The following is a 23,596-nucleotide window of genomic DNA, read 5'->3' on the forward strand; positions in this document are numbered from 1 at the left end:
AACTCAATGTCATCGCACGTCAGAGCTGGCAGGACGCGCCACGAATGGCCTGCCAGCTTCATGCTGTCACCAATGGTCCCCGGTCCGGCGCGTCCGCTTGAATTCCCGGTGTCGGCGCCAGCAGTTCGGCTGATGCTGCCGCCGACACGGCGGGCCCTCGTCAAGTTGGCAGCTCAGGGGCAATCAGTGAGCGACCTCGTACTTCTCGATCACGTCACGAGGTACCCGGCCGCGGGCATTGACGTCAAGGCCCGCGCTCTTGGCCCATTCACGTACCTTGATGGGGTCCGGGCCATCAGTCCGCTTGCTGCTACCACGGTGACGAGGTGCGCTGCCCGACTTGCGGCCGACCTTGAGGAAGGGCGCCAGGGCATCCAGTAGTAGCTGGTGGCTGTCAGGATTGAGGTCAATTTCGTAGCTGACACCATCGAGGCTGAAAGTGTGGGTAGCGATGTCCTCACCCTCGGTGTCCGTTAGATCGTCGGTGAAGACGGTTACAGTGCGCTGAACCATAGGAATTTCCTCTTTCAAGTTGGACTGTAAGAAGTCTAATAGGCCGAGGGCTCAACTTCGCCATCAGTGTGGGGCATGACTTGTCGTCAAGGCTGGCATGTCGCGCGAGCGGTACATGCCGAAAGAGTCCTATTCGTTGCGAACTGAACGAGCGGACGGGCCCAGTTCGCTTCAAATTGATACTCTTCTCGACGGCCGCGTACTAGCGTTAGAGTTAACGGAAGATTCGGATCGGCTGACTCAGAATTGGTCCAGTTCTTTCCGTGGGTTCGTGCTATGGCTGGCGCTTCAAGCTGGACTGCATCACAGACCATGCAGTGGGTTACGCCTACCTCTGTTGGCGCGTGGCCGGCGTGCGGAGCGGCCACCCAGAGGATGCTCGGTTGGAAGTGAGCTTCGCTTCTGTCAGACCAAGCGTCTAGGCTGCGCCTGTGGTTCAGCAGCTAGAGATGGTCTATGAGTCAGCCCCCGCGGTGGATGAGTCGGCGGAGGGAGACGGGCAAGTGCAGCTGATGCACGGTGACGCCTACGACCTGATGGAGAAGTTGGAGCCAGAGTCCATCGATCTGTTGATCACCTCTCCGCCCTACTGGGGCTTGCGGTCGTACGGCCAAAAGCACAACGAGGACATCCTCAAAGAGTGGCTGGCCGAGGACGAGTCACGAGAACAGACGGACGTGCCGTCGTACGACTGGTACCGCAACCACGGTGGCGTGCTGGGTCTGGAGCCCTTGCCCGAGTGGTACATCGCTCATCTCGTCGAGATCTTGCAGCGTGGCGCAGCTGCCCTGAAGGCTGGCGGCAGCATGTGGATCAACATCGGTGACACCTACTTCGCTCGTTGGTCCAGCATCCGCCACGACGGCCGGCAGGGTCTGGGTGACAACCCGCGCTCCCGGCGCCGCACTCCCATGGGTGGCTATCGCCAGGAGAAGCAGTTGCTGCTGGTCCCTACCCGCTTCGCCATCGCCATGCAGGAGAAGCGGTGGATCGTGCGCAACGACCTCATCTGGCACAAGCCGAACGTGCCGCCGCGGCCCGAGAAGGACCGACTGCGCCTCGGACATGAGCACTTCTTTCACTTCGTGAAGCGGGCCAAAGAAGGCCGTCCGAAGTACTACTACGACATGAGCAAGGTCGAGCCAGGCGCTCTGGACGTGGTGAAGACGATGGCTCGATCTGGCTCGGACGGTCACTCGGCGACCTTCCCGGAAGATCTGATTACGCCTCGCATCCTCAGCTCCTGCCCGCCAGGCGGAACGGTCCTTGATCCGTTCTGTGGCACAGGGCGGTCGCTGTCCGTGGCTGCGAAGTATGGTCGGCTCGGCATCGGCTTCGAGTTGCACGAGCCGTTCCACCAAGCGGCGACAGCCAACGTGGCCAAGGCCGTGAAGGCAAGCCAGCCAGTCAAGCCCACGACGAAGAGCAAGAGGAAGACGGAGGAATAGTTGTCCGGGGGGACCATCCCAAAGCAGAAGCAGAAGAAAGAGCCCAACAACTTCATCGGCGAATGGTTCGGCCATCGGGTCTACCCGGTAGTTGCCCAGACGGCAGAGAGCCTTTACGACCAGGAGCACCAGCGGTGTCCGTTCTTGACGATCGTCAAAGGCGAGGACACCTCATGTACGAAGCGGGAGGCATCGAAGGGCGTCTGCTCGATCAGCAGCACCAGTAACGGGGTGCGGCAAGACTGGTTGGTGTGTCCCCACCGAGCTCTCGACACCTCGATGCTTGAGTCAGCAGCTCACCGTCTGTTCGGCTTCGCCGAAGGCGCAGACGTCGAGGTTTTAGCCGCCACAGTTTTGGACCACAAGGAGACGGCTGAAGCGGTTCGCGAGCGGGTCGCGGCTGGTCTGCCCACCATCGTGTACTTCCAGGAGAAGCTGGGTGGCGAGATCGGGATCAGCGCCGGCCACCGCTCGCCGGAGTTGTCGTTCGACGCGACGATGATCGAGTTGGTGGCCGACGAGCAGGGCAAGCTCTGCCTTGGCCGGTACGGCATCTTTGAGATCCAGACCATGGACTTCCACGGCGGGTACAGCAAGGCCGTGGCTAACCTCAACGCCGCGCTGCACATGCACCAAGAGGGGTTCGGCGATGCGGTCAGCGAGAAGCCGTGGTGGCTGGCGGAGAAGGTCGAAGGGCCGAACATCGCCAACGTCTTCAAGCGCACCTTCTACCAGATGATGTTCAAGTTCCAGCTCGGTGCGGATGATTCGTCGGCCGGCTGTATCTTCGCCATCCCGCGCTCGGTCTGGGACAGCTGGCAGCGGCACCTCGGCAGGCCCGAGTTGATCGACTATGAAGACGGCACTTGGCGCCTGATGAAGCCTGACCACGAGCCGGTTGAGAATCCACCAGCGTGGATCTATGTCTTCGACACCGAACTGTCCGAGACAGAGACTCCGAACTCGTTGAAGCTGTGGCGAATCATTGGCACCGATGCAGCCACGCTGAGCTACTACGCGTTGGAGGTGTCTCCGGACGCGGCTCTGAAAGACGGCACCGCAACGGACAAGCTCCAGCTGTCTATGAAGAGCCGGCTGGGCGAGTTCTTGCCGGAGTTGAAGCCGCCGCGGCCCCCACGCAAGAAGGCGATGAAGAAGGTCGTGGCCAAGCCGCCCAAGACAGAAACGCTGCTCTAACGGCCAGGTGGCATCGAGTAGATGTTCACCTACTCGACGAGAGCAGCAGATCGTCCGTGACTGCTGCTCTCGTCGGGCCCGATGTACTGCCGTGCCACTGCCAACGTCGCGTTCATGACGCTCTCGGTCTCTGCGGGTCAGGCTGTCGATCTACGAGTGCAGCCAGTTGACGAGGTTCTGGATCGCATCGAACGGTGGTGCCTGCCGGGCTCGATTCGACTCCGGTCAGGCCACCACCTTCCAACAGTCGCCTCCCGGGCCTGGCCTTCGCACTCATCGATGACTGGGCACGGCCTACCCGGTGGCGAGGGCCACACCCATGGAGCCCGTGTTGCTTGTTGTCCGCTGGCAGCGGTCGGACGCTGCTACACCTCCGGACCCAGCCAGGCTCATCGGGACTCATTGGAAGGCCTAGGCCGCAGTCCGTAGCATTTGCACGGACCAGCAGCCACGCCCACAGTGGTAGGGAAGGGCTTGCCGCTCGGATCAGCGCCAAAGGATTCGCGCAGCTAAGAAGCCCACCGAAGGTAGGTGCGTTGCCATGCGAATCGTTTCTCGCAAAGAGTTTGAGCATGACCCCGTCCATCAGGTGAGGATCGCGTTCAAGAGCGAGGAGCCCACTCTGATCGGTGACCAGGGTGGCCAACAGATGATTCTGGGAGTCAACACTTCCACTGATATGCCGCCGGTGGATGCGGAAGAAGCCAACCAACTTCCGACCGAGCGCGAGTTCGCCTTGGGTAACGAGGAGGCGGAGGAATGGCTTCGCTAGACGAACCGAGCGGCGACTCAGTGCCGTCACGCGAATCTACGAGTAAACCCCGTCTTCTTAAGTCAGTCCCACGCTCCCTGGCTGATGGAAAGGTGCGAAGTTTCCCCGGCTACGACGACTATGTGCAGTGGCTTATCGAAGACGGCCAGATCGAATCACCTGATGATTTGGCCGCTCGTTCTGATCTGGTCAGCAACATCCTCTATAACTGGATCAGCCAGGGTCAATCCTCTTGTCTGTTCGCAAGTAGCCTCGCTAAAAAATTTGACCGCGCCAACTGGAAATCCGCCTGCATTCCCGGTCGTGTCAATTCGCAACTCTTGCGCCGTGACGTCGCTAACCTTCTCGACGCAGTGGAAGACTCTACTGAAGCCATCCAGATCATATTCCCCTATGTAGACTCACTTGAGTGCTTGATCGAGTTGATCAACGACCTTTGTGAATCTGAACGATGGTGGTGGGAGAAGATCACAGAGGATCAAGATGGAAATCCGACAGCGGAGGATGAAATCATCGTTGGTCTTCGATATGTACTCTTGGGTGAGCAGCACGAAAGCTGGACACTAGGGTTCGCTCCATTTGATTTCATGCCCTTCACTCGGCAGGCTCCACATACGGCACTCGTGCTGCGTGCAAACAGTCACAAACGCGTTTCCAAGGATGTCCCTGGACCCAACGGAATGCTGGCAGTTCACCTTGCCGACATGGACTCATTGCTAACTACTGTCGCACACAAGAACATGACTAAAGAGACCAATAAGAACAAGGGAAGGATCTTGAACGGCGAAATGGCGCACGCCGCACGAGGCCGGGTCACGTTCAGACTCCCAGCTTCGGCCGCTCCGAGCTTGTGCTCCCCGGGCTGGCTCGCCGAGAAGTAAAGACCTCCTGAGGCGCGTGCCCCAAGAGGTGATATTTCTGACTACCGGATAAGTTCCCGCTATTTGTCGAGAGTCGACGCCTCGAATTCAGCAAGGGCTTCATCGTCAGCTTCTGGCATTCTGCCAGCCCCGTCTACGCCCAACACGGCGAAAATTCGTCCGCTGTCGTCCACCACGGCAACCGGCTCTAGTGGGTCAGTGTCAGGGATTTCACTAGAGTGAATCTTTCGCATCTCGACTGTGCTCCTTTCCGGTATGGCTTGAGGTGTGTTTATGTCACCTCTAAACCATGATGTATTTATGCGAAATGGTGATCGCATGCTTGGATCATGATCCAAAGGTGACATCTCGTCAATGTAGCGACAGGTTCATCTGTCAGTGGGGGCGCTTCGAGCCACACGATAGTGGGAGGCAGGTTGAGCGTCAGCGACTGTGGCGAGGGTAACGGGAGTTGTGATCCACTTCCTCGTGATCAGCTCGGGCCGTCCCATGCGGTCAGCGGCATCCACAGAGGCGAGAATTCGGCGTCTCAAGGTCAAGCGGCGTGTCAGTACGTGAACCCGAGCGAGGTCAGCCCTTCAGATCGGCAGAGTCGATCTGAGGCTCCTCCAACCTCAGTTTGGAGGAGCTGGTAGGTGGCTCCGTTGCTCTGTCCCCAGTGCATCGCGGCACGCCACAGCTGCCGTCCCAGTCCCTTGCCGCGATGCTCCTGGAGGACGCCGAAGTACTGGGGCATCAACTGAGGGGTGCCGATCGCGTCGGGCCGGATCTCCATGGGGCCGATGGCGCCAGCTACCTTGCCGTCCAGGACAGCGGTGAGAACCGGACCGACGGTCGCGGCCTGCATCTGCTCGTAGAGGAAGGTGAAGCCGTCGGGGGCCATCTGCTCGGCGAAGGGGGCAAAGGTGCCTCGTACCTCCGCCGGCCACTCGTTGAACGGTCGTACGGGGCCGTCGGGTGCTGGACGGATGGTCGCCCTGAAGTCTTGGAGCTGGATGCGCGTACCGCGCCCCTCCGAAGACTCAGGGCCGAGAAATCGCACGATCCGCGCCTTACCCGCGCCGTGCTCGGCGGCCAGCTTCTGAGCCAGCTCGGTGGCGGCGAAGGCGCTGTCGGGCTCGATGCCGTAGACGTGGACCTTGACTATGCCGGAGCCTCGCCGTGACAGCGTGGGAACCAGCGTCTCGCCGGGCCGGTGAACGATGGCCTCGACGAGAACCGTCTCGTCCTTGCGGTCGGACCAGCGGATGTCCTTGTCGTAGCGCAAGAACCACTGGTTAGTGGAGGCTGCAATCAAGGTGTCCGTGAACAGGTCTTCGGTGAGGACCGACGGGTGGACCGGTCCGATCGTCGGCACGTAGGGCGCCAACACCACTGGACGTAGCCAGTCCCAGCGGAATCGCATGTGCTCAGGGTACTCATCTCGTGCTCAGGGCTCAGGCCCCGACGTAGATCCGTCAGGGCCTGGGCGCAGATGACCGGACGGGGTTCGGTCAGTTCGGGTTGTCGTCGCCAGCCGCGCAGGAGCAGCCGCTGCCTTCCATCAGGGCGTCGGCGTCGGACTCGATGACGAGCGCCGTGGTTGCGACGAGGGTGGTGGGCAGAGCCGGGCGGATGGCTGGCGGGCGGCTGGTCTGGATCTCGACGGGAACGGGACTCATGAGTGGACCATCTCCTTGGTGTCTCCGTGCTGGCAGTAGGTGTTCAGTGGTGCCTTCGCCTCCTGGTAGACCTTGGCGAGCGGTCGGCACACCCGGCAGGAGCCGGAGAGCGAGCAGCCCGTGCAGCCACCGGTGCGAAGCATGAGCCGGTCGGAGATCGCTCCGAGTCGGCGAAGGCCATCGATGCCCTCGGTCATGAGGTTGATCTGGTCGTCGCGGCCGATCTTGCAGATCGAGACCATGGCGTGCGGGTCGGCGTGGAAGAAGGTGACGCCGGCATTGCAGCCCTGGAAGACGGGACGCTTGCGAAGGAATTCGGTGGACTGGACGAGCAGGGGTTCACCCGTGCCCGAGAACGTCGGCTGCATATTGGTGTAGACGTGGTGGTCCAGACCCCAGCTCTTCACCAGGGCCACCATCGCGTCGACCTCGTGGGCGTTGTCCTCCGTGACGACGACGGATACCCGCAGCGGCAGGCCGGCAGTTCGAGCCGCGGCCATGCCCTTCTGGAAGTTCTTCCAGGCGCCCTTGCGCTGGGTCAGCTCGTCGAAGGACTCTTCCGTGGCGCCGTACATGCTGACGACGACGCGATACGGCGGGCAGTCCCGGAACAGACGGAGCAACTCAGGTTTCCACAGGCGCGAGGCGTTGGTGGAGACCGTGAGCATCATGCCCTGGCGGTACGCGTATCGGTAGGCGCCCTCGAAGTCCGGGTCGATCGTCGGCTCGCCACCCGTGATCTGGAGCCAGAGAACGCCCGAGTCGCGGAAGATGTCGATGAGCTTGACCTTCTCGTCCCAGCTCAGACCAGCCAAGGGGCGTTCGCCGAGATAGCAGTGCTTGCAGCCGAAGTTGCAGTAGAGGTTGATCTCCCAACTCGCCCGCGCGAAGGCGAGTTCGGTCGGCTCGCGCACCAGGACCGTCGATTGGGCGGCCTGACCGTCCAGGTCGAGATTCCACGCTTCGGCGGCGGTCCCGACCAGCCAGGCCGGCACCTGGTCATCGGAACCGGCCCGCTGCCGTAACTCCTCGTAGCGCTCGGCTGGCAGTCGCACACAGGTGGCGCTCCCCGGCTGGACGGCCAGGTAGCCATCCAGGAACGGGCTGACGATCAGCTTGTGCATCTGGTACCTCCTGAAGGCTGAGCCCCACCCCGGCTCGTACGGGGGAACCAAGCCGGGGTGGGAGCTACATGGCAGGACGCGCGTCCCACCGCTGGTTGTAGGAGCGGACGACTTGGCGACACCACTCGCAGCAGTCGCCACAAGCGAATGCCGGGGCCGATAGGCCGCCTACTTCGACCGGGCCTATGAAGATCACGAGCTGATCGGAGCGACGGCAGAGCAGACAGGTGCCCCTGACCCACTGGCGCCGGGTCATGCTCCGGCCTCGGCGCGCTCCTGCCGAGTCCGCGTCACAAGGAGCTGGTCCGGGTTGTCGGCCGGCCACTCGGAACGAGCAGCGGCCCGAAGGATGAGCACGCCCTGTCTGACGTCCGTCACGATCGCCCGGCAGCCCGGTTTGTACTCGACCTCGTCTCCGACACCAGGCCGCTCTCTCTGCGTCACTGCAGTGCCCCGCCGTTCCTCTCGACATAGACCCACATCAGGCGTCGGGTGAGGTTGGCTACCTCACGCATGAAGAAGAAGGCAGTGAAGCTCGGCGTCTGTCTGCCGGGGCGGCTGGTCAGGTCCAGCAGCTTGTACGCCTGATGGAACAGGTCCATGACGTCGTCATCGTCGTTCGCGCCCAGCTCTTCGGCCAGGAGCAGGCGCAGGAAACCGATGCCCCTCGTCGTCTTGAAATCGATGTCCTCTCGGGTAGACGTGCTCAGCTCCATCTTGAGCACGTCATCCGTGATGCCTGAGATCAGCTCGACATCGATCGGCAAGCTGTCGACGCCGGCCTCGGGTTCCTCGGTCACGCTCGCCACCACGCTTCTCCCCTCGATGCCGCCTGCGCGGGCTTGGGTTCGAGAACGAACGTAGAACGGCCGCGGTCCAACTCCCAAGAAGATTGCGTGAGTTTGCAGCAAGTCGATTGACGGCCTCGAACAGGCCCTCGACCATCGAGGTGTCGCGCAAACAAGCGCAAGGCAGCAGACAGGAGAGCGCCATGAAGCTACGGTTCCTTGGTAAGAACTCCACCGTGGGCGACTGCCCAACGCTCTACGCCACGGATCGGGAGACGTACCTCGTCCAGGGCTGGAAGATCTTCGCGAACGACCTGCTGATGCAGCTCGACGTTCCCGAGGGGCAGACGGCTGTAGAAGTACCGACGGAGCTGTTCGAGTTCCTGAAGGAGGACGGACTGGCGGCCGGCGAGATCAGGCGGATCGAGGACCCGATCATGATCCTGACGCCTGGCGGCACGTACGTCGTCCAGGGCCTGGAGGTCACCGACCCCGAGGCCCTGTCCCAGATGGAGATTCCGGACTACGAGACCGTGGTCGAGGTCCCCAAGGCCGCGATCACCGCCCTACTGGAGGAACCGCGTGGAGTTGATCTCCAGCGCCAAGCGCAACCGGCTCTTTGAGACCTTCACGGAGGACGCCTTCCATCTGGAGATGAGGGACGACTACTCCGTTCCGGATGAGGACGGCCCGTTCGAGAGCTGGCTCCGCGGAGAGGCTGTCGACTACTCCTACATGGAGCCGTGGACCCAGCTGATCCAGCACGTCACCGGCGAGGGCAAGACCGTCCGTCGCGTACGCGTCATTGCCGAACCGCACACGCCCTACATCCAGTGGGAGTACGCGGCCACCAGCTACAACGAGGCGGCCGGCGAGGAGATCCGGTGGATTCCTCGGCAGCTCGTTCCGCCCGAGCTGGTCTTCCCCGCAGGCGGCAACGACTGGTGGCTGTTCGACAGTCGGCTCCTGGCCGTGGGGCACTTCGGCGACGATGGCCGGGTTGTCGGCTCGGAGCTAATCGAGACGCCTGAGGTCGTCGCCAAGTGTGTTCGTGTCCGGGACCTGCTCTGGGACCTGGCCACCCCGCACCGCGAGTACAAGCCCTGAACCATCCGTGAGCAACCAAGCACAAGAAACGCGCGAGGCACTGGGTGCCCGGCTGCGCGGCTTCCGCAAGGATGCCGGATTCGCCAGTGGCCGGGCCTTGGCGCGCACCCTCGGCTGGCAGGAATCGAAGGTCTCCCGCCTTGAGCACGGCAAGCAGAACGCGAGCGAGCAGGACATCAGAGCCTGGTGCACAGCGACCCGGCAAGAAGAGCACATCCCTGATCTTGTCGCGACGGTGCGCCACATCGACGAGCTGTGGCTTGAGTGGCGCCGGCAGGTCCAGACAGGCGCCGAGCGTCGGCAACAGAAGTCCCTGCCGGTCTACGCCAGGACCAAGGTCTTCCGGATCTGGCATCCCAACATGATCTGGGGGACGTTCCAGACAGCGGACTACGCCGCCGAGATCTTCCAACAAGCGGTCCGCTTCCTGGAGTTCCCCAACGACACCGAGGCGGCCGTTGGTAAGCGACTCGAACGGCAGCGGTACCTGTATGAGGGCAACCGGATCTACAACGTGCTCCTCGGCGAGCAGGCTCTGTACTCCAACGTGGGCGGACCAGAGGTCATGAGGGCTCAGCTCGACCGCCTCCTGGCTCTGATGGGGTTGCCTCGGCTGAGCCTGGGCATCGTCCCTCGTGCCGCCGCCACGGAGATCTGGCTCGGTCACGGCTTCTCGATGTTCGACGACAAGCTCGTCTTGGTAGAGACCTACTCGGCGGAGTTCTCCGTCACGCAGCCCCGAGAGATCGAGCTGTACACCAAGGCCTTCGCCCTCTTGAAGCAGTCCGCGGTCTACGGCACCGCCGTCCGCGACCTCATCCTCACTGCCAACCAGCACTTCGACCAGATGCCAAGCGACTAGGAGAGCACCACCATGCAGCCTGTGACCCCGAACTGGCGTACCAGCTCCTACACCGGGACCGAGAACTGCGTCGAAGTAGCCGACAACGAACCGATGACGGTGATGGTCCGGGACACGAAAGCCCGGGGCCGCGGAGCCCTGGCCCTCCAGCCAGCCGCGTGGTCGGCGTTCGTAGAGTTCGCCAAGAACAGCTAGTGACGAGCCTGGAAGACGGTTGCCAACGCACTACAACTGCTGGTCAGCAGCAGTTGTAGGAGCTCTCACCACACCTTGCCGAGCGCTCCTGCCGCTCCGTGACCCCGTGACCTCGGTCACATGAATGTAATTGAATGATCACTCAGGGTTTGCGCAAACCGCGGCGGATGTGGGGCTGCTTCGGTGGATGTGCAGTTGGCAGGCGTGGCGAAAGGGGTGGCGTAAGCGAGCGGGGGATAGTGCGAACCCATGTGCGGCGTTTGCCGTAACCGGAAGGCTACTCTCCGTTAAAAACTGGTGGTGAGGCGCTCTGCACGAACTGGCCCCCACGCACGGTTTGCTTCTCGCAGGAGTAACGAGGCTCCAGGTGCCGGAAGTTGACGAGTTGGGGACGAACTGCTGACTGGCGCCGTCTGAGATCAAGAGGACCACCAGGTGACACTCGACGACGTTGCCAGCCTTGTGCTGGCCTCGGCCGCCGCGGCTCGGGCGTTTGCGCCCGACGTGCGTTCCGGTTTCCGGCGCCTTCTGAGCGCCGGCGTACGGGTCGGTGCGGCGACTCTCATCGAGCAACAGCAGCCCGTCGCTCGGCCCGACCAGCCCGGGCTCGACGAAGGAGGCCGTCGATGAACGCCCAGCCTCCGGATGATCGCGACGAGCGCGCCCTGCGCGAGCCGAGCGACATGATGCCGCCGGCCTTCTGGGCCTTCCACGAGCTGTACCACCAGGCCTACTTCGAGTACGCCCAGGTTCAGTTGGGCGACAAGGTCGCCGCTGACCGCCTGGTGGACACCACCTTCGTCTTTTTGGCGGTCATCTGGGAGAAGGTGACCGCCCATGAGAACCCCGGCGCTCTGGCTTGGACCCTGCTCAAAGAGCGAGTCGCCAGCGAGCTGGAAGCCCAGGGCCGCGATCCGGCCGCCCAGGCGACACTGGCCTTCGAACGCGCCATACGCGCGGCCTGTGATCCCATCCTGGACAGTTTCCGCCAGGAGTTCCGTGCGCAGGTTACCGAACTTGAGGACGGCTTGGGCCTTTATGCAGCAATGGCCCGCTTACCGGAGCGCCAGTTTGATGTGATGGTGCTCCAGTTCGCCCTCGGCTTCGATACCAAGCGCACTGCGCTGGTCATGGGCATCTGCGAGGCGACCGTCCGTTCGACGCGCCGCGCTGCCAAGCGGCGGCTGGCTGCGGACCTTGGACTGGAGATCGACGAAATCGGGGACGTCGATGATGAGGAGTGACTAACCATGGGCTCGCAACGCCCGCGCACGATCGAAGAAGCGCTCGCTCGGGCTCGCATCTTCGCCGGCTCATATACGTCGGCGGACCTTGAGAGCTCCCAGCAACGCATCACGGAGCAGTTGCTGGAACTGCGTTGGATGCAGGCATTACCGTCCCCCACCATGGTCTCGGGGGGCCGCTCAGCGTGGGCACCGCTGATGCTTCATGAGCGTGCGGCTCACGACCTCCGAGCCCTGTGCCAGGGCGTCATCCACGATGACGATGCCGTCCATCGCCTGGCTCACTTCGATGACGCACGCGATCCTGGGGGCGCCCTCGCCTTCGCCTGTCTGCTCATGCTGGCCGACCGAGAGGAAGGAGCGCAGTTCTGGCTTCAGTTCGCGGCTGGCGGCGGCCAAGCCACCGGAGCTCTGTGCCTGTACCTGCTGCACCTGCGCCGTGGCGAATGGCGCGATGCCCAGCACTGGGCCAGGCAGATGGCCTGCCTCGAACACGAACCCTGCCAGTACTCGCCGGTCGCCCATGAAGTCGTCGAGACGACCTCAGCGGCTGGCGGAGTCACCGTGTTTATCGACTTGCCAGATGACCAAGTGGTTGTACCGGAGGCTGCGGTCAAGGACGCGTTGGAGGACTTGGACGTCGAGCTCATTGATGAGCTCGGGGCAATTCCTCAGCCCAGCCCCGGGCTGGCGCACCAGCTCGAAGATCTGGTCACTGCCGGTCGTTAGCCCTCGGACGCTCATCGTCTGTGTGGTGTGCGACAGGCACGCGATGTCCGAGATCGGCCAGGCTGGTTCGGCGAGGATCAGTTGGCCAGGCGGCGATCTGAACGGGCCCTCGGCGCCATGGGCCTCCTGGAAAACAGCGTTAGTTCGGTACGCCGTGGGCCGGTTGAAGGCGTTCTCGGCCCGACTCGAACTGCGCAAGTACATCCCGGCTGTCCGTGAGTTCCGCGAACGGCCAACCGAACGCCTTCGGGCACACCGGTCGTGGCGGTTCACTCGGCTTCGCCGACCCGGAGTAAGGCATCGCCTTCGGCTCTACGCGGTGAACAACATCATCAGCGGCTCGGAGGACGTGCGCGCCACATTGCTGGTCGAGGCGGTACGAGGTGCTTCGGGTAGCGATCGGAACGGTTTAACGACTCAGCATCTTGAAAAAGAAAGACCAGGCTCCGAATTATGGAACCTGGGTATATTAGTGGCGAGATCCTAAACCTCTGGAAGTGTCATGCCCGCTTCCTCTCGCAAGCGCCGGACGTATTCTCTTATATCGACGACTTCATAAAGGATGCGATCGAATTCGGTCGGAGTCCTTACCGTCGAAGTCTCCGGGAACGGGGTGAGGCCATTTAGGAGGCAAGCTGCCGCCATCTCCCCAACAATTCGTTCCGCCAGATCATGATTCATTGTTTCCTCCGTTGACAGATTCGACAGTCTTCTTCTTTTTGCGGAGTTCTCCGCGTAGCCACTCTTCAATGAATCGCTGCTTGTAGGTTTCTGCGTCCCCGTACTTTGATGGGAAGATGCTCGACCTGATCCTAGAATCGTGCGCTTTCCATGTTACAGCTTCCCCGTCATATTTCAATGGTTGATTTTTCCGCTTGCGAGTGTCATCGATTTTCCTGTGCTCGCTTGAGAATAGTTCCGCGAAGCGCCAGTAGACAAATCCCGAGAAGGGTTCAAATGCGATTTTATCTTGGCGGCTTTCCGTCCCGTAAGCTTCAAGGTAGATTGAGTCGGATTGTAGATCGGCGCCTTTGCTTTTCGGGTAGGGCTCCAAGTAGACAACTCTTCCAATGCCTGTCGCAATGATGTTGCGAGTGCATTCATGACAGGGCAGGGTAGTTGTGAACAACGTTGCGCCCTCGACCGCAATTCCCCTTCTGGCGGCGGCGGTGATCGCTACCATTTCCGCGTGTGTGGTCCGCGTGTATTCAATAACGTCGAGTAGCTTGCAGCCTCGAAGCTGATTGGCCATCGCCACTGCCAGTTTCCTCGGCGCGAGAGTCTTCTTGTCCTCTGGGGCTTCCCAGTTGGCCTCCTTCAAGAGCTCAAGAAGGTCGGTCAAAATATCGATCTTGATATGGTCGCTTGGGTCTCTGCCGAGCTGAAAATCCCTAGCATCGAGTCCGCTTTTCCAGCTTTCTTCATGGTAGGTACCGCCGCCTGCCCTTGGAACCTCGTTTGATCCAACAGCTACAATCTGTTGGCCAATCATGATGGCGGCCCCGACTCTGCGAGATAGTGCTGCTGAAGTCAATGCAGTCTGATACGCAAGTGCCATGCCTAGTTCATCAAGAGTGGGGGCGTGAAATGGGTGGCTAAAAATGCATTGAACGAGGCGAGTGATGATCTCGCGCGTTTTCTCGGGTGCGTCTCCTCGAACGAAAACATCGGCTAGTTCTAGGGTTTCGCCAACTGCAACCCGGTAACGCTTATCGATCTTGCTGCACTGGGCGTCCTTGGATTGTGCCTCGCCAGCGTCGCGATTGATCGCATGGACAGCAGCCTGCATCGCCTCATCTGCGTTAAGGCTGGACTCCATGAATTTTGCCTGCATCTCCTTGAGGCGCATGGATCTGGGGGCATCGCACGCGATCAGAAAGAGTCGACTACCATATGTTGCGCGCAGAACTTCTACTTCGTCTGGGCGTACCAACTTATCGAGAAAGAAGGCAGTCTTTACACCCTTGCGTCGTAGATTACTGATCCGCTCAATGGCGCTGATGGCAAGAGGACCAGGAATCCTGATGGTATTGCGGTATCTGTCGCCAGCGTCCATCAAGGCCTCGTATCGCTCTGCCATGTGCTGGAATTCTTGCTGCCCGCCGAGTTCGTCGCTGATCCTCACAGGCTGGAGGGCGTGACCACATGCGGCAAGCTCGCTCTCCAGATGATGCTGGAGCACGCGGTAGTCGGCCCCAAGCGTGCAGACCAAGGCGAACACCAACTCCGGAGATGAGGCAATCTCGGCCTGCTCCAGAGGCCGTGAAGATTGAGGAAGCGTAGGCCGATCCAGGCCTTGATCGGTAGTTTCACGATTTGGAGCGGGCTCAACACCCTCCGGAGTCGTCATGTACGAACCGTACGGCCACAGGCTTCGAGCGGCCTCTTGGGTAACGCCTACTGGGCGACGAGCTGCCACCGGGCTTGGTGAGAGACCTTGCTGACAGTTCGCCGCTCGCAGCCGCAGAGTCTGATTGCGAATCAGTCCTGTAGCGAGGCTCGACATATGGCCATGGCTTCCTTGAAGCACTCAAACGCCCTCGAACTGTATGCCCCAACCTGGGCGATGTCCGCGTTGCCGGGCGACAGCTCTATGAGCCGAAGTTCATGCACGAGGAGGTAGAGAGCCTCCATGAAGTTTCGAGCCGTACGCACGAGCTCGGGCGGCGCTTCGAGCGCCATGGCGGCTTCGGCTTCCTCGATCTCGTCGTATGCGGCAGAGCACTGCGCGATCAGGGTGCCGAGCTCGCCACTCTCGATGCCGACGAAGCCGATTGTCTGGTCTCGGTCGAGCGCCTCCTGGAACGGCCCATCGAGTGCGCGGCGAGCTTTGATCAGGAACGCTACGTACACGTCCCGTCGGACCTGGCGGAGCCACTGCTCGTGACTGCTCTTGGCCTGAGTGTCGGCTTGGTAGCGGGCTGCGCGGAAGGCGATCAGGGCTGCACCCCAAGCGCCGGCGGCCCCAATCACGCCACCGCCGAGCGCCCCGACGAGTCCTGCGAGTGCTGCGTCCATGAGGGGAATTGTGGCTGATGGACCGAACTTCGATCATGCCGGGGTCGAACTAAAGTTCTAAACAGGTCAGTTTGGTCGTTTCTGGCCGCGCTGGGTGATACGCCTGCTAGCCTCCTGAATCCCGGCCACACCGGTAGGCATGTATGACAACTGCCGTCACTGCTGTGCACTTTGGGCTCGCAAAAAGCGCCGGGTGATCATAAAATGGGACGTATGTAACCCGGGGGAGCAGTGCTCACTAAGATCGTCATCAAGAATTACCGGACGTTTCGAGATTTCAATCTCGATTTCGACCCGAAGATGAACATCTTGGTTGGTGACAACGACCGGGGGAAGTCCACCCTGCTTGAAGCGATAGGCCTGGCCCTGACGGGCCGGATCCGAGGGCGACTCTTGGCACAGGAACTGTCGCCGTACCTGTTCAACAAGGAAGTCGTCGACGAGTACATCGAGGCTTTGCGTGACGGCCTTGAGGCCAAGCCGCCCGAGATCATCATCGACCTGTTCCTCGACGGCAAGAACGCGCCGCCCACCTTGAAGGGAACGAACAACCTTCTCAAGAGCGACGAGCCCGGCGTCCGTATCCGGGCATCGCTCAACCCGGACTACGAGGCGGAGTACCGGGAGTTCGTCAACGACCCGTTGCAGGTCCGTCTAGTACCGACCGAGTACTACAAGGTCGACTGGCTCGACTTCGCGGGCAACGGCATCACCTTCCATCGCATCCCAGCCACGGCCTCCTTGATCGACGCCACCACCATCCACCTCCAGAGCGGTGTCGACTACTACCTCAACGGCATCATTAGCCAAAACCTGGAGGCCAGCGAGCGCGTGGAGCTGGCCCGGGCATATCGGAGCCTCCGAGAGAACTTCGCCGATGACGACTCCATCGTCAAGATCAATCAGAAGTTGCGCGGTGCTCCGCGGGAAGTCAGCGATCGAGACCTGACGTTGGCTATCGACGTCTCCCAGAAGACCAACTGGGAGAGCAACATCGTGCCCCACCTCGACGACTTGCCGTTCCAGTTCGTCGGTAAGGGCGAGCAGAGCACTCTGAAGATCCTGCTGGCGCTGAACAAGCAGGTGGACGACGCGCACGTCGTCCTGGTCGAGGAGCCGGAGAACCATCTGTCGTTCCCGAACCTGGGCAAGCTGATCCGCAAGATCGGCACCAAGTGCGAAGACAAGCAGGTCTTCATCACGACGCACAGCTCCTATGTGCTCAACAAGCTGGGCCTGGAGAACCTCGTTCTGTTGTCCGCCCGGCAGGGCTTCCGCCTGAGCAGCTTGCCGGCCGACACCCAGGAGTATTTCCGCAAGCTGTCGGGCTACGACACGCTACGCGTCGTCCTGGCCCGCCGCTCGATCCTCGTTGAGGGCCCCTCTGACGAACTGGTCGTCCAGCGCGCCTACAGCGACGTGCACGGTTGTCTGCCAGCCGAGGACGCCGTTGACGTGGTCAACATCCGCGGGCTGTCCTTCAAGAGGTTCCTCGACATCGCATCGCTGCTGGAGCAGAACCAAGTCGCGGTTGTCACCGACAACGACGGCAAGGATGCCGCAGATGTGAAGGCGCGGTACGCCGCCTTCGGCGGGTTCGCCAACATCACGGTGCATGTGGGCGAGGACAAAGACTTCCCAACCCTGGAGCCGCAGCTCCTGAAGGCGAACGGGCGAGATGCGCTCAACACCATCTTCGGACAGACCTTCGCCACCGACGACGAGCTGCTCGCGTATATGAAGGCGCGCAAGACCAGCGTCGCGCTGGCCATCTTCGAGGCCGAGGAGGCCATCACCATGCCGGGGTACATCGCCGATGCCGTCGCATGACAACTTGGCCGTCTTGGCCGCGGCCGGCTCGCGCAAGACGCAGCACATCGTGGACTGCGTGCTCAGCGACCCGAGCCAGCGTGTGCTCGTAACCACGTACACCACCGAGAACATGAATCAGCTGGTCGATCGGCTGAGTGCCGGTACTGGCCTGCTGCCGAAGCACGTCACGGTCATGACCTGGTTCACGTTCCTGCTCAACGAGTGCGCTCGCCCGTACCAGAGCGCCGTGCTCGACGAGGTGGGGGTGATGCGTGGGCTGAACTTTGTTGGCGAGCGCAGCAGGTTCATCCCCAAGACAAACGTCAAGCGGTACTACCTCGACACCAACGGCGACATGTTCCGTGACGCTGTGGCCGCCTTCGCTTACGAGGCCGATCAGCGGAGCGGTGGCAAGGTCGTAGGCCGGCTGGCCGACATCTACGATCACATCTACATCGACGAGGTCCAGGACCTCGCAGGCTACGACCTCGAAATCCTCGACCTGTTGCTGAAATCGTCTGCCCCGGTCACGGTCGTCGGGGACCCGAGACAGGCCACATTCGCTACGAACAACGCGACCAAGAATAAGCGGTACAAGGGTAGGGGCATCGCGGACTGGCTGGACGAGCGCAAGGACATCTGCGAGATCGAGCATCGGCTCGAAAGCTATCGCTGCAACCAGGCCATCTGCGATTTCGCCGACGACCTCTTCCCCGACCTGCCGCGAACGATCTCCAAGAATACCGAGATCACCGGTCATGACGGCGTCTCCACGATCACGCCAGCTGAGGTGGCTGCCTACGTCGAGAGGTACGACCCGGTAGTGCTCAGGTGGGACAAGCGGGCCAAGACCCTGGGGTTCGAAGCCATGAACTTCGGTCAGTCGAAGGGATGCACTTTCGACCGGGTGCTGATCTTCCCGACCCAGCCGATGGTCAAGTACTACCGAGGTCGCGATCCGGAGCAGGCCGGCGATCGCTCCAAGCTGTATGTCGCGGTGACGCGAGCTAAGTACAGCGTGGCGTTCGTGATCCCGTAGCGACCGTGCTTCGAAGGTAAGGAATGTGGGCACAGTGATCGCATGAATAGTGCAATCGCGTGGAACCTGCTTGCTCTACTCATATCAGTAGCAGCACTCGCAACTTCCGTAACCATGGCCCGCAGACAGCTCAAGTTGGCTCATGACTCGAACGTGCTGCCAATCATCATTGACGCCTTTCGAGAGACTCGGAGCCTCCCATTTTCTCAGTCCTTAGAATACGTCCGTGATGAGCTAACGCAAAACTATCCGGCTCTGGATGGATACAGAAACCTTCCAGAGCAAGTTAAGGTCCATATTCGTCGTGTCGGCCTGTTCTACGATGACATCGGAAAGCTCGTCGCTCATGGGATCGTCGATGAACAGCTCATCTTGGGTGCGTATGGGCGTGCGATCCTTAAGGCTTGGGATAAGCTTGCCCCTTATGTCTACGCAGAGAGACAGAAGTTCGGAAACCTGACCATGGTCTACTTCGAGGATCTGGCAAGCCGAGCCAGCTTAACCACCATGCAAGACGTTCATGGAATGCTCGGGCTACGCAGTCGACCTCCAGCCTAGAGCGCCCAACCTTAGCTGCTACCGTACTCCTCGGAAACGGCAGCAGAGCTAGGCTAGGCGTCACGGCGGTGAGGCCGGCAAATAACTTAGTCGTGCTCAAGAAGTACGGCGGCTGCGATCGCGATAACAACCACGACACCCCACAGTTGTCCGCCGTTTGCCAACAGATCCTTCTCGGTGATACCGACCCGCTTGGCGATTTCCCGAGCCTCTCGAAAGTCCTGTCTCAGGATTGCGTTTTGAAGATTCAGGTGCTCGTCGGGGTAGCTCTCGAACGAGGACAGGATGGCCCGAAGGTCGTTTACTGCCAGCGTGATCTTGTCGGGGTCGAGGCGATCAGGTAGCCCCATCTTGATCAGCCGCTGCGCTGACGCCGTCACGCCGTTGGTGTCTTGGGGCATGTCATCAAAGCCAGCAACGAGCTTCATGCCGGTGTTCGTGGGCATAGCGCCCCTTCTCTCGTGTAGGCGTCGGTTCGTCTCACCGTGAGCCCGCAGGAAGTGCTTCGCCACTCATATGCGTCATCCAGGTGATCGCGAGGGAGCCGGAGGGCTCGCTGTCTAACGAGATCTCGTGAGGAAACACCGTGTGGCCTGTCGGGTGAGTGCCGGAAAGCTTGTGGATAAATTGGGGCTGGGCCGCTCGGGGAGATCGAGTCGCGGTGGGCTCTGTGTGGGGCCACAATGGAGATATGGCTGGGCCTCGACCGTTCACAGGCACTGTAGTCACGTGCTCTCTCTTGCTGTGGCGACGACGGGCTGTTCCAGTGGCACAGGCGACGTCGGTTCAGGTCCCAGGGAGAGCGGCAGGAGCGCTGCCATAACGGCCTCTGCTATATATCGACACGACCGCTAGAATGCCTACGGAAGCCAAGGTGCTGGGCACTTTCGGTGCTGGTGAGCAGGTCACGCTTGCAGACTCAAACGGATCGAAATTTGCCCACGCAGTGATTGAGTAGTGTCCCTCTGCGGAGATGATTCATCATGTGTTGCGGCAACGCTTCTAACGAGCAGATGCTTTCGAGCGCCAGGGCGACAGTGGAGAAGTATGTAGCGGCAGGCGAATTGTTCAAGGAAGCGGTGGCCCGGGCCGTACTCGGGAAGATGCTATCCCGGGAGGGGCAGGGAGATTGCGCCTTCATTGAACTCAGCCGGGCTGCTCAGATATTCGAGAACCACGGCCCCATTTCTTATGCTGCTCATGCATTCCTCGACTGCGCGCATGAGCTCGCCATCCAGGGCCAGAGACAAGAGAGCTTGCCCTGGATCGAAAGAGCAATCATAAGCTTCAAAAAGGCAGACGACCGGCCCGGTTTGGCTAAGGCCTGGGCTGCCAAGCTGGAAACTCTTAGCGACCTAGAGTGCTGGGACGCCGTCGATGAATGTGTGCAAATAGTCACGCGTATGAAAGGCGCAAAAGATAGGCAGGTGCTTAAGTTGCGCCTAGTAGCCTTTCAATACCTGACTAGGGCGCGAGATTGTGAATACGGTCGCGGTCCGACGACTGCGCCCGATGATGTCCCGTGACGTGGTGTAGCTGATCTTGACTGGGAAGCGCGCCGATTCCCCTTGCCTTGTGTGCCTCGGCGGCCGGTGAATGCTCCCTGGAAACGGGGCAGGGCATCATGCAACTGTCATTGCCGAACGGTCAGTTCGACGAAACGTCAGCTCAGGCCAGACCTGCGTGGACGTTGTACGACGCGTATGCCGACCGGTAGCCCGGGACATAGATCGTAGCTACCGATGGCTCGGTCACTTCAGCTGGTATGTGGTCTCAACCGCGGCCACTTTTCCCTCCGGGTCGACTACTACTCGGATCGTCCCTCCGGAGCAGCAAACACCACGCCCGACGGTGATCTTCTCCGGCTGGATCTCGCCCTCGTCGTTCGCTCGAACGAGACGACGTTCAGCCTTGTCCTTTGACAAGGTTGTCCCCCGCCCTGCGACCAGTTCCACCCAGACATCGGCGCCCGGCTCGAAGCCTTTGCCGGTCAGTAGGAAGGGCTCGCCGGCGGGACCGAAATGGGGCTCGACTCTGACTGTCGTCAGAGGCGAGCGCTGAGTGTCGCGGGACAAGGCGGAGGCCGTGGCGCGCGAGGCCGTCGCCTCGGCGGATTCCGACGACTGCCCGGTAGAGCCGGACTTCGGCGTCACCGGCGCCCCATCGTCCTTGAACCAGGTCGGCACGTTGACGATCAGGGCCACGATGATCGGGACGAGCATGCCTGTGAGGGCCAGCTTCTCTGCCCGCTTCCAGGGCTCCCGGGAATCATCCTTCAGCAAGATGTACGTCGTAAATCGACGCCGTGCAACCAGCGTGATCAGCAGTGTAGCTACGGAGCAGCAGACCGCGCTGACTACCGCGACCCAGCTGAGCATGAGTGAGGTCATCAAGATGGCGGCCACAGCCATAACCGCTTCCAAGGGCAACAGGCACCAGTCGATGATGCGCCGCGTGTGCTTCGGGAGGGTCCGGTGCAGCCAGGAGGAACTCTTCCTGAGGATGGTCTCGACCTCTTCGCAGAACCCGGCCGGGAAGTGCCGGTCTCCCCCTCCAGCCTTGATCTTGATCAGGCCATTTTTGATCTCGAACGTAAAGCTCTTGTCTCCAGTCTGAGCATTAATCGTCAGATTATTGACGAAGGCGGGGTGGCCCGCCGCCTTCATGACACTCTCAAAGGAGGGGTCGTCGTGGTCACCGTCCTCCACCGTGACGGAGAATACTCGTTCTGAAGGTGAGGGGAACTCACGTTCAACGGCCTCAACGAGAAGCTCCAGCTGATCCTTGCGGATCGGCCGCCCGGGGAACTCGCGCGGCACCTTACGCGCCATCGAACCTTTGAACCCTTCGCTCGTATCGCCCGTATTACGGGTTTGAGTGACGAGCACCGGTGGGAGGCTCCCACTGGCGCGAATCAGAACAAAGCACTCTCGGAGGCGCGAGAGGCGGGCCACCTTGAGTCCAGTCGAAGATTAGTGCATGGATGTCGACCTGGCGTGCGCGCTTACGTCGTCACCAAGTCGACATATCGAAGTGTCGTGACAGTTTGCACCAGGTGCATAAATCCGTGGCCAAAGAAGAATCGTTCAGTCTGTGGTGGATATAGAGCCAAACTGGACGTACCCTGCTGCGCTGCTGGTGGAATTCCCAACATGACGGCACGGAAGTCAACGCGCGCGATCGTCAGTTTCTCTGTCCACGACACGCCGGAGGGTTCGTGTTTCTCTCCCTGAACGAGTTACCCGGGGCGTTCTGACGCCTGCATGCAACGCCTGGGTGTGCGGTCAACGCTTGTCCGTTCGAGGATTTAGGGGCGCATGCGCTGGCTCGTGTGCCCCATCCGCGGACACCGTGCCCGTGGGCTGGCTGGCGGCCGGGTATGCCTTTCGGTGTCGCGCGGGGCAAGGTCTAGCGGTCATTGGGGGCTGGTCGTGGTGGCTATGCCCAGCATTCCAAGCAGGGGTGCGGTGGGTACACGCCAAGTCGCCCCGACGCGTAGTACGGGTACCGGGAACTCGCCGCGGCGGACCAACTCGAAGGCCCGCGTGCGCCCGATGCCCAAGGCGCGGGCGGCGGTGACGAGGTCGATGGCGACCGGCAGTTCCAACAGCTCGGCCTGGCTCATGCCAGGCCATGCGGCTCACCTCACCTGCGGTGGTGTGCTCTGTTCTAAGAGCAGATGATTCGCCCTAGTTTGTTGCAAGTCAACCGCTCTTGTTCATGAGCAGATCACGACGTACCGTTGAGTCACCTTCCTCCCAGAGGTGACTCCATGAAACAGACGCCACAAACCCTGCGGCAGGTACTCGGAGCTGGCCTGCGAGAGATCAGGAAGGCCCGTGGCCTGAAGCAAGAAGAGGCTGCCGCACTGTTTCAGCAGCACGGCCTGACGACCTGGATCCGTGGAACCGTCGCCCAGGCGGAAGTAGGGGCTCGGCGCATAGCGCTGGAGGAAGTGCTCCTGCTGGCGCTCGCCTTCGAGGTGTCGCCGGCCGACTTCGTTGCTGGAGCGTCGGATGACCTCGTGGAACTGTCGCCGGGGGCGCGACTAACGGTTGGCGCGGTGAAGGCATTGCTGTCCGGCAATACGGCTGCTGTTCAGGCCATGCCTGAGCGGGCGGTCGAGATCACCGAGTCGCTGGCTCTGGTCAATCGGACGTCTGACTTCCTGGCGGAGGTACAGCGATGTGGGCAGGCAGACCCTGCTCTCGTTGAACGGGCGGTTGCCAGCGTCGGTGAGGCCGAACGGCACGTTGCCCGCAAGGTCGGAACGTCGCCGGAGTGGGTCAACCTGGTGGCGCTGCAACGGTGGAACCGGACCTTGTCGCAGGAACGGGATCGGCGGCTCCAAGAACGCCGGCCCGAGGCATCCAAGGGGCAACTGGCCACCATGCGAGGCCACATCACCCGGGAGTTGCTGACCGAACTGGAACACGACCTCCGTGGAGCCAAACCTGGCGACGCACAGACGGCAAGGCGCCCCTCGCTAGCATCCGATCCCGAAAGCGGCCCAGGGCGTCCTCCCCCAGGGGAGAGCGTCCAGATCGCAGATGGTGCGCTGTCAGGGACTCGAACCCCGGACCCGCTGAACAAGACTCAGTCGAAAGACGATCCGGATGATGCCGAATGAGCCCGGGATCGTTCGTTC

The 23,596-nt window shown here is 61.3% G+C and carries 25 protein-coding genes and 1 pseudogene; 16 read left to right on the forward strand and 10 right to left on the reverse strand.

Annotated elements, in window-relative coordinates:
• Nucleotides 1–183: 183 nt before the first annotated feature.
• Nucleotides 184–513: an Lsr2 family protein gene (locus G3I56_RS22830; protein ID WP_164411833.1), complete on the reverse strand. Its 330-nt coding sequence runs from the start codon at nt 511–513 to the stop codon at nt 184–186.
• Nucleotides 514–1,025: 512 nt separating this feature from the next.
• Here G3I56_RS22830 and G3I56_RS22835 point away from each other — a divergent pair.
• From G3I56_RS22835 to G3I56_RS22850, 4 genes are all read left to right on the forward strand, one after another.
• Nucleotides 1,026–1,961, forward strand: a complete 936-nt coding sequence (locus tag G3I56_RS22835) for a site-specific DNA-methyltransferase (RefSeq protein WP_239135049.1) — start codon at nt 1,026–1,028, stop codon at nt 1,959–1,961.
• A complete protein-coding gene (locus G3I56_RS22840) occupies nt 1,962–3,158 on the forward strand; it encodes a NotI family restriction endonuclease (RefSeq protein WP_164411835.1) in 1,197 nt (398 codons plus the stop codon). It abuts the gene before it with no gap.
• Nucleotides 3,159–3,699: 541 nt separating this feature from the next.
• Nucleotides 3,700–3,930, forward strand: a complete 231-nt coding sequence (locus tag G3I56_RS22845; protein WP_164411837.1) for a hypothetical protein — start codon at nt 3,700–3,702, stop codon at nt 3,928–3,930.
• A 92-nt stretch (nt 3,931–4,022) separates the two neighbouring features.
• Nucleotides 4,023–4,811, forward strand: a complete 789-nt coding sequence (locus tag G3I56_RS22850; protein ID WP_164411839.1) for a hypothetical protein — start codon at nt 4,023–4,025, stop codon at nt 4,809–4,811.
• Between the two features lie 547 nt (nt 4,812–5,358).
• On the opposite strand, the gene G3I56_RS22855 is transcribed toward G3I56_RS22850, so the two are convergent.
• The 4 genes from G3I56_RS22855 to G3I56_RS22870 form a co-directional block, all read right to left on the reverse strand.
• Entirely contained in the window at nt 5,359–6,216 is an 858-nt protein-coding gene (locus G3I56_RS22855) for a GNAT family N-acetyltransferase (RefSeq protein ID WP_164411841.1), read from the reverse strand.
• 88 nt (nt 6,217–6,304) lie between these two features.
• Entirely contained in the window at nt 6,305–6,472 is a 168-nt protein-coding gene (locus G3I56_RS22860; protein WP_164411843.1) for a hypothetical protein, read from the reverse strand.
• Nucleotides 6,469–7,596, reverse strand: coding sequence for a radical SAM protein (locus G3I56_RS22865; protein WP_164411845.1), 1,128 nt, complete (start codon nt 7,594–7,596; stop codon nt 6,469–6,471). Before G3I56_RS22865 ends, G3I56_RS22860 begins: the two co-directional genes overlap by 4 nt.
• A gap of 440 nt (nt 7,597–8,036) precedes the next feature.
• Nucleotides 8,037–8,396 (reverse strand): hypothetical protein, encoded by a 360-nt coding sequence (locus G3I56_RS22870; RefSeq protein WP_343240031.1) that lies wholly within the window; start codon nt 8,394–8,396, stop codon nt 8,037–8,039.
• A gap of 191 nt (nt 8,397–8,587) precedes the next feature.
• Between G3I56_RS22870 and G3I56_RS22875 the strand changes: the two genes are divergently transcribed.
• From G3I56_RS22875 to G3I56_RS44020, 8 genes and pseudogenes are all read left to right on the forward strand, one after another.
• The gene (locus G3I56_RS22875; RefSeq protein ID WP_164411849.1) at nt 8,588–9,007 is read left to right on the forward strand and encodes a hypothetical protein; all 420 of its coding nucleotides are present in this window, start codon (nt 8,588–8,590) and stop codon (nt 9,005–9,007) included.
• Complete coding sequence (locus G3I56_RS22880; RefSeq protein ID WP_164411851.1) at nt 8,967–9,491, forward strand: DUF6879 family protein; 525 nt, start codon at nt 8,967–8,969, stop codon at nt 9,489–9,491. The genes G3I56_RS22875 and G3I56_RS22880 overlap by 41 nt, the downstream gene beginning before the upstream one ends.
• A 7-nt stretch (nt 9,492–9,498) precedes the next feature.
• Nucleotides 9,499–10,353: a helix-turn-helix transcriptional regulator gene (locus G3I56_RS22885; RefSeq protein WP_164411853.1), complete on the forward strand. Its 855-nt coding sequence runs from the start codon at nt 9,499–9,501 to the stop codon at nt 10,351–10,353.
• 12 nt (nt 10,354–10,365) lie between these two features.
• A complete protein-coding gene (locus G3I56_RS22890) occupies nt 10,366–10,548 on the forward strand; it encodes a DUF397 domain-containing protein (RefSeq protein WP_164411855.1) in 183 nt (60 codons plus the stop codon).
• Between the two features lie 435 nt (nt 10,549–10,983).
• Nucleotides 10,984–11,178, forward strand: a complete 195-nt coding sequence (locus tag G3I56_RS43260; RefSeq protein WP_203690443.1) for a hypothetical protein — start codon at nt 10,984–10,986, stop codon at nt 11,176–11,178.
• Nucleotides 11,175–11,792: a sigma factor-like helix-turn-helix DNA-binding protein gene (locus G3I56_RS22895; RefSeq protein WP_239135035.1), complete on the forward strand. Its 618-nt coding sequence runs from the start codon at nt 11,175–11,177 to the stop codon at nt 11,790–11,792. The genes G3I56_RS43260 and G3I56_RS22895 overlap by 4 nt, the downstream gene beginning before the upstream one ends.
• Before the next feature lie 6 nt (nt 11,793–11,798).
• Complete coding sequence (locus tag G3I56_RS22900) at nt 11,799–12,521, forward strand: hypothetical protein (protein ID WP_164411857.1); 723 nt, start codon at nt 11,799–11,801, stop codon at nt 12,519–12,521.
• 236 nt (nt 12,522–12,757) lie between these two features.
• Nucleotides 12,758–12,903 (forward strand): annotated as a pseudogene (locus G3I56_RS44020) (esterase); the annotation flags it as partial.
• 288 nt (nt 12,904–13,191) lie between these two features.
• Here G3I56_RS44020 and G3I56_RS22905 read toward each other — a convergent pair.
• Nucleotides 13,192–14,871: a deaminase gene (locus G3I56_RS22905; protein ID WP_164411859.1), complete on the reverse strand. Its 1,680-nt coding sequence runs from the start codon at nt 14,869–14,871 to the stop codon at nt 13,192–13,194.
• 131 nt (nt 14,872–15,002) lie between these two features.
• The gene (locus tag G3I56_RS22910) at nt 15,003–15,539 is read right to left on the reverse strand and encodes a hypothetical protein (RefSeq protein ID WP_164411861.1); all 537 of its coding nucleotides are present in this window, start codon (nt 15,537–15,539) and stop codon (nt 15,003–15,005) included.
• A gap of 231 nt (nt 15,540–15,770) precedes the next feature.
• On the opposite strand from G3I56_RS22910, the gene G3I56_RS22915 reads away from it, so the two are divergent.
• The 3 genes from G3I56_RS22915 to G3I56_RS22925 are packed head-to-tail and all read left to right on the forward strand — an operon-like array spanning nt 15,771 to nt 18,948.
• A complete protein-coding gene (locus G3I56_RS22915; protein ID WP_164411863.1) occupies nt 15,771–17,369 on the forward strand; it encodes an AAA family ATPase in 1,599 nt (532 codons plus the stop codon).
• Nucleotides 17,356–18,390, forward strand: coding sequence for a UvrD-helicase domain-containing protein (locus tag G3I56_RS22920; protein ID WP_164411865.1), 1,035 nt, complete (start codon nt 17,356–17,358; stop codon nt 18,388–18,390). Before G3I56_RS22915 ends, G3I56_RS22920 begins: the two co-directional genes overlap by 14 nt.
• A gap of 42 nt (nt 18,391–18,432) precedes the next feature.
• The gene (locus tag G3I56_RS22925) at nt 18,433–18,948 is read left to right on the forward strand and encodes a hypothetical protein (protein ID WP_164411867.1); all 516 of its coding nucleotides are present in this window, start codon (nt 18,433–18,435) and stop codon (nt 18,946–18,948) included.
• Nucleotides 18,949–19,034: 86 nt separating this feature from the next.
• On the opposite strand, the gene G3I56_RS22930 is transcribed toward G3I56_RS22925, so the two are convergent.
• The 3 genes from G3I56_RS22930 to G3I56_RS22940 form a co-directional block, all read right to left on the reverse strand.
• Complete coding sequence (locus G3I56_RS22930) at nt 19,035–19,394, reverse strand: hypothetical protein (RefSeq protein ID WP_164411870.1); 360 nt, start codon at nt 19,392–19,394, stop codon at nt 19,035–19,037.
• Between the two features lie 1,305 nt (nt 19,395–20,699).
• On the reverse strand, nt 20,700–21,836 hold the full coding sequence (locus G3I56_RS22935; protein ID WP_164411872.1) for a hypothetical protein: 1,137 nt from the start codon (nt 21,834–21,836) through the stop codon (nt 20,700–20,702).
• Between the two features lie 527 nt (nt 21,837–22,363).
• On the reverse strand, nt 22,364–22,573 hold the full coding sequence (locus tag G3I56_RS22940; RefSeq protein ID WP_164411874.1) for a helix-turn-helix domain-containing protein: 210 nt from the start codon (nt 22,571–22,573) through the stop codon (nt 22,364–22,366).
• A 147-nt stretch (nt 22,574–22,720) separates the two neighbouring features.
• Here G3I56_RS22940 and G3I56_RS22945 point away from each other — a divergent pair, with 147 nt between their 5' ends.
• Nucleotides 22,721–23,578 carry a hypothetical protein gene (locus G3I56_RS22945; protein WP_164411876.1) on the forward strand — a complete coding sequence of 286 codons (858 nt, stop codon included), beginning with the start codon at nt 22,721–22,723 and terminating at the stop codon, nt 23,576–23,578.
• Nucleotides 23,579–23,596: the final 18 nt, after the last annotated feature.

The organism is Streptomyces sp. SID12488, from assembly GCF_010548275.1.
Lineage (GTDB): Bacteria > Actinomycetota > Actinomycetes > Streptomycetales > Streptomycetaceae > Streptomyces.

What these genes read in the sequence shown, in the direction of transcription:
- G3I56_RS22830 (WP_164411833.1), bottom strand. Translation starts at nt 513, where the DNA reads ATGGTTCAGCGCACTGTAACCGTCTTCACCGACGATCTAACGGACACC.
- G3I56_RS22835 (WP_239135049.1), top strand. Translation starts at nt 1,026, where the DNA reads ATGCACGGTGACGCCTACGACCTGATGGAGAAGTTGGAGCCAGAGTCC.
- G3I56_RS22845 (WP_164411837.1), top strand. Translation starts at nt 3,700, where the DNA reads ATGCGAATCGTTTCTCGCAAAGAGTTTGAGCATGACCCCGTCCATCAG.
- G3I56_RS22855 (WP_164411841.1), bottom strand. Translation starts at nt 6,216, where the DNA reads ATGCGATTCCGCTGGGACTGGCTACGTCCAGTGGTGTTGGCGCCCTAC.
- G3I56_RS22860 (WP_164411843.1), bottom strand. Translation starts at nt 6,472, where the DNA reads ATGAGTCCCGTTCCCGTCGAGATCCAGACCAGCCGCCCGCCAGCCATC.
- G3I56_RS22865 (WP_164411845.1), bottom strand. Translation starts at nt 7,596, where the DNA reads ATGCACAAGCTGATCGTCAGCCCGTTCCTGGATGGCTACCTGGCCGTC.
- G3I56_RS22875 (WP_164411849.1), top strand. Translation starts at nt 8,588, where the DNA reads ATGAAGCTACGGTTCCTTGGTAAGAACTCCACCGTGGGCGACTGCCCA.
- G3I56_RS22890 (WP_164411855.1), top strand. Translation starts at nt 10,366, where the DNA reads ATGCAGCCTGTGACCCCGAACTGGCGTACCAGCTCCTACACCGGGACC.
- G3I56_RS22895 (WP_239135035.1), top strand. Translation starts at nt 11,175, where the DNA reads ATGAACGCCCAGCCTCCGGATGATCGCGACGAGCGCGCCCTGCGCGAG.
- G3I56_RS22900 (WP_164411857.1), top strand. Translation starts at nt 11,799, where the DNA reads ATGGGCTCGCAACGCCCGCGCACGATCGAAGAAGCGCTCGCTCGGGCT.
- G3I56_RS22905 (WP_164411859.1), bottom strand. Translation starts at nt 14,871, where the DNA reads ATGACGACTCCGGAGGGTGTTGAGCCCGCTCCAAATCGTGAAACTACC.
- G3I56_RS22910 (WP_164411861.1), bottom strand. Translation starts at nt 15,539, where the DNA reads ATGGACGCAGCACTCGCAGGACTCGTCGGGGCGCTCGGCGGTGGCGTG.
- G3I56_RS22920 (WP_164411865.1), top strand. Translation starts at nt 17,356, where the DNA reads ATGCCGTCGCATGACAACTTGGCCGTCTTGGCCGCGGCCGGCTCGCGC.
- G3I56_RS22925 (WP_164411867.1), top strand. Translation starts at nt 18,433, where the DNA reads ATGAATAGTGCAATCGCGTGGAACCTGCTTGCTCTACTCATATCAGTA.
- G3I56_RS22930 (WP_164411870.1), bottom strand. Translation starts at nt 19,394, where the DNA reads ATGCCCACGAACACCGGCATGAAGCTCGTTGCTGGCTTTGATGACATG.
- G3I56_RS22940 (WP_164411874.1), bottom strand. Translation starts at nt 22,573, where the DNA reads ATGAGCCAGGCCGAGCTGTTGGAACTGCCGGTCGCCATCGACCTCGTC.
- G3I56_RS22945 (WP_164411876.1), top strand. Translation starts at nt 22,721, where the DNA reads ATGAAACAGACGCCACAAACCCTGCGGCAGGTACTCGGAGCTGGCCTG.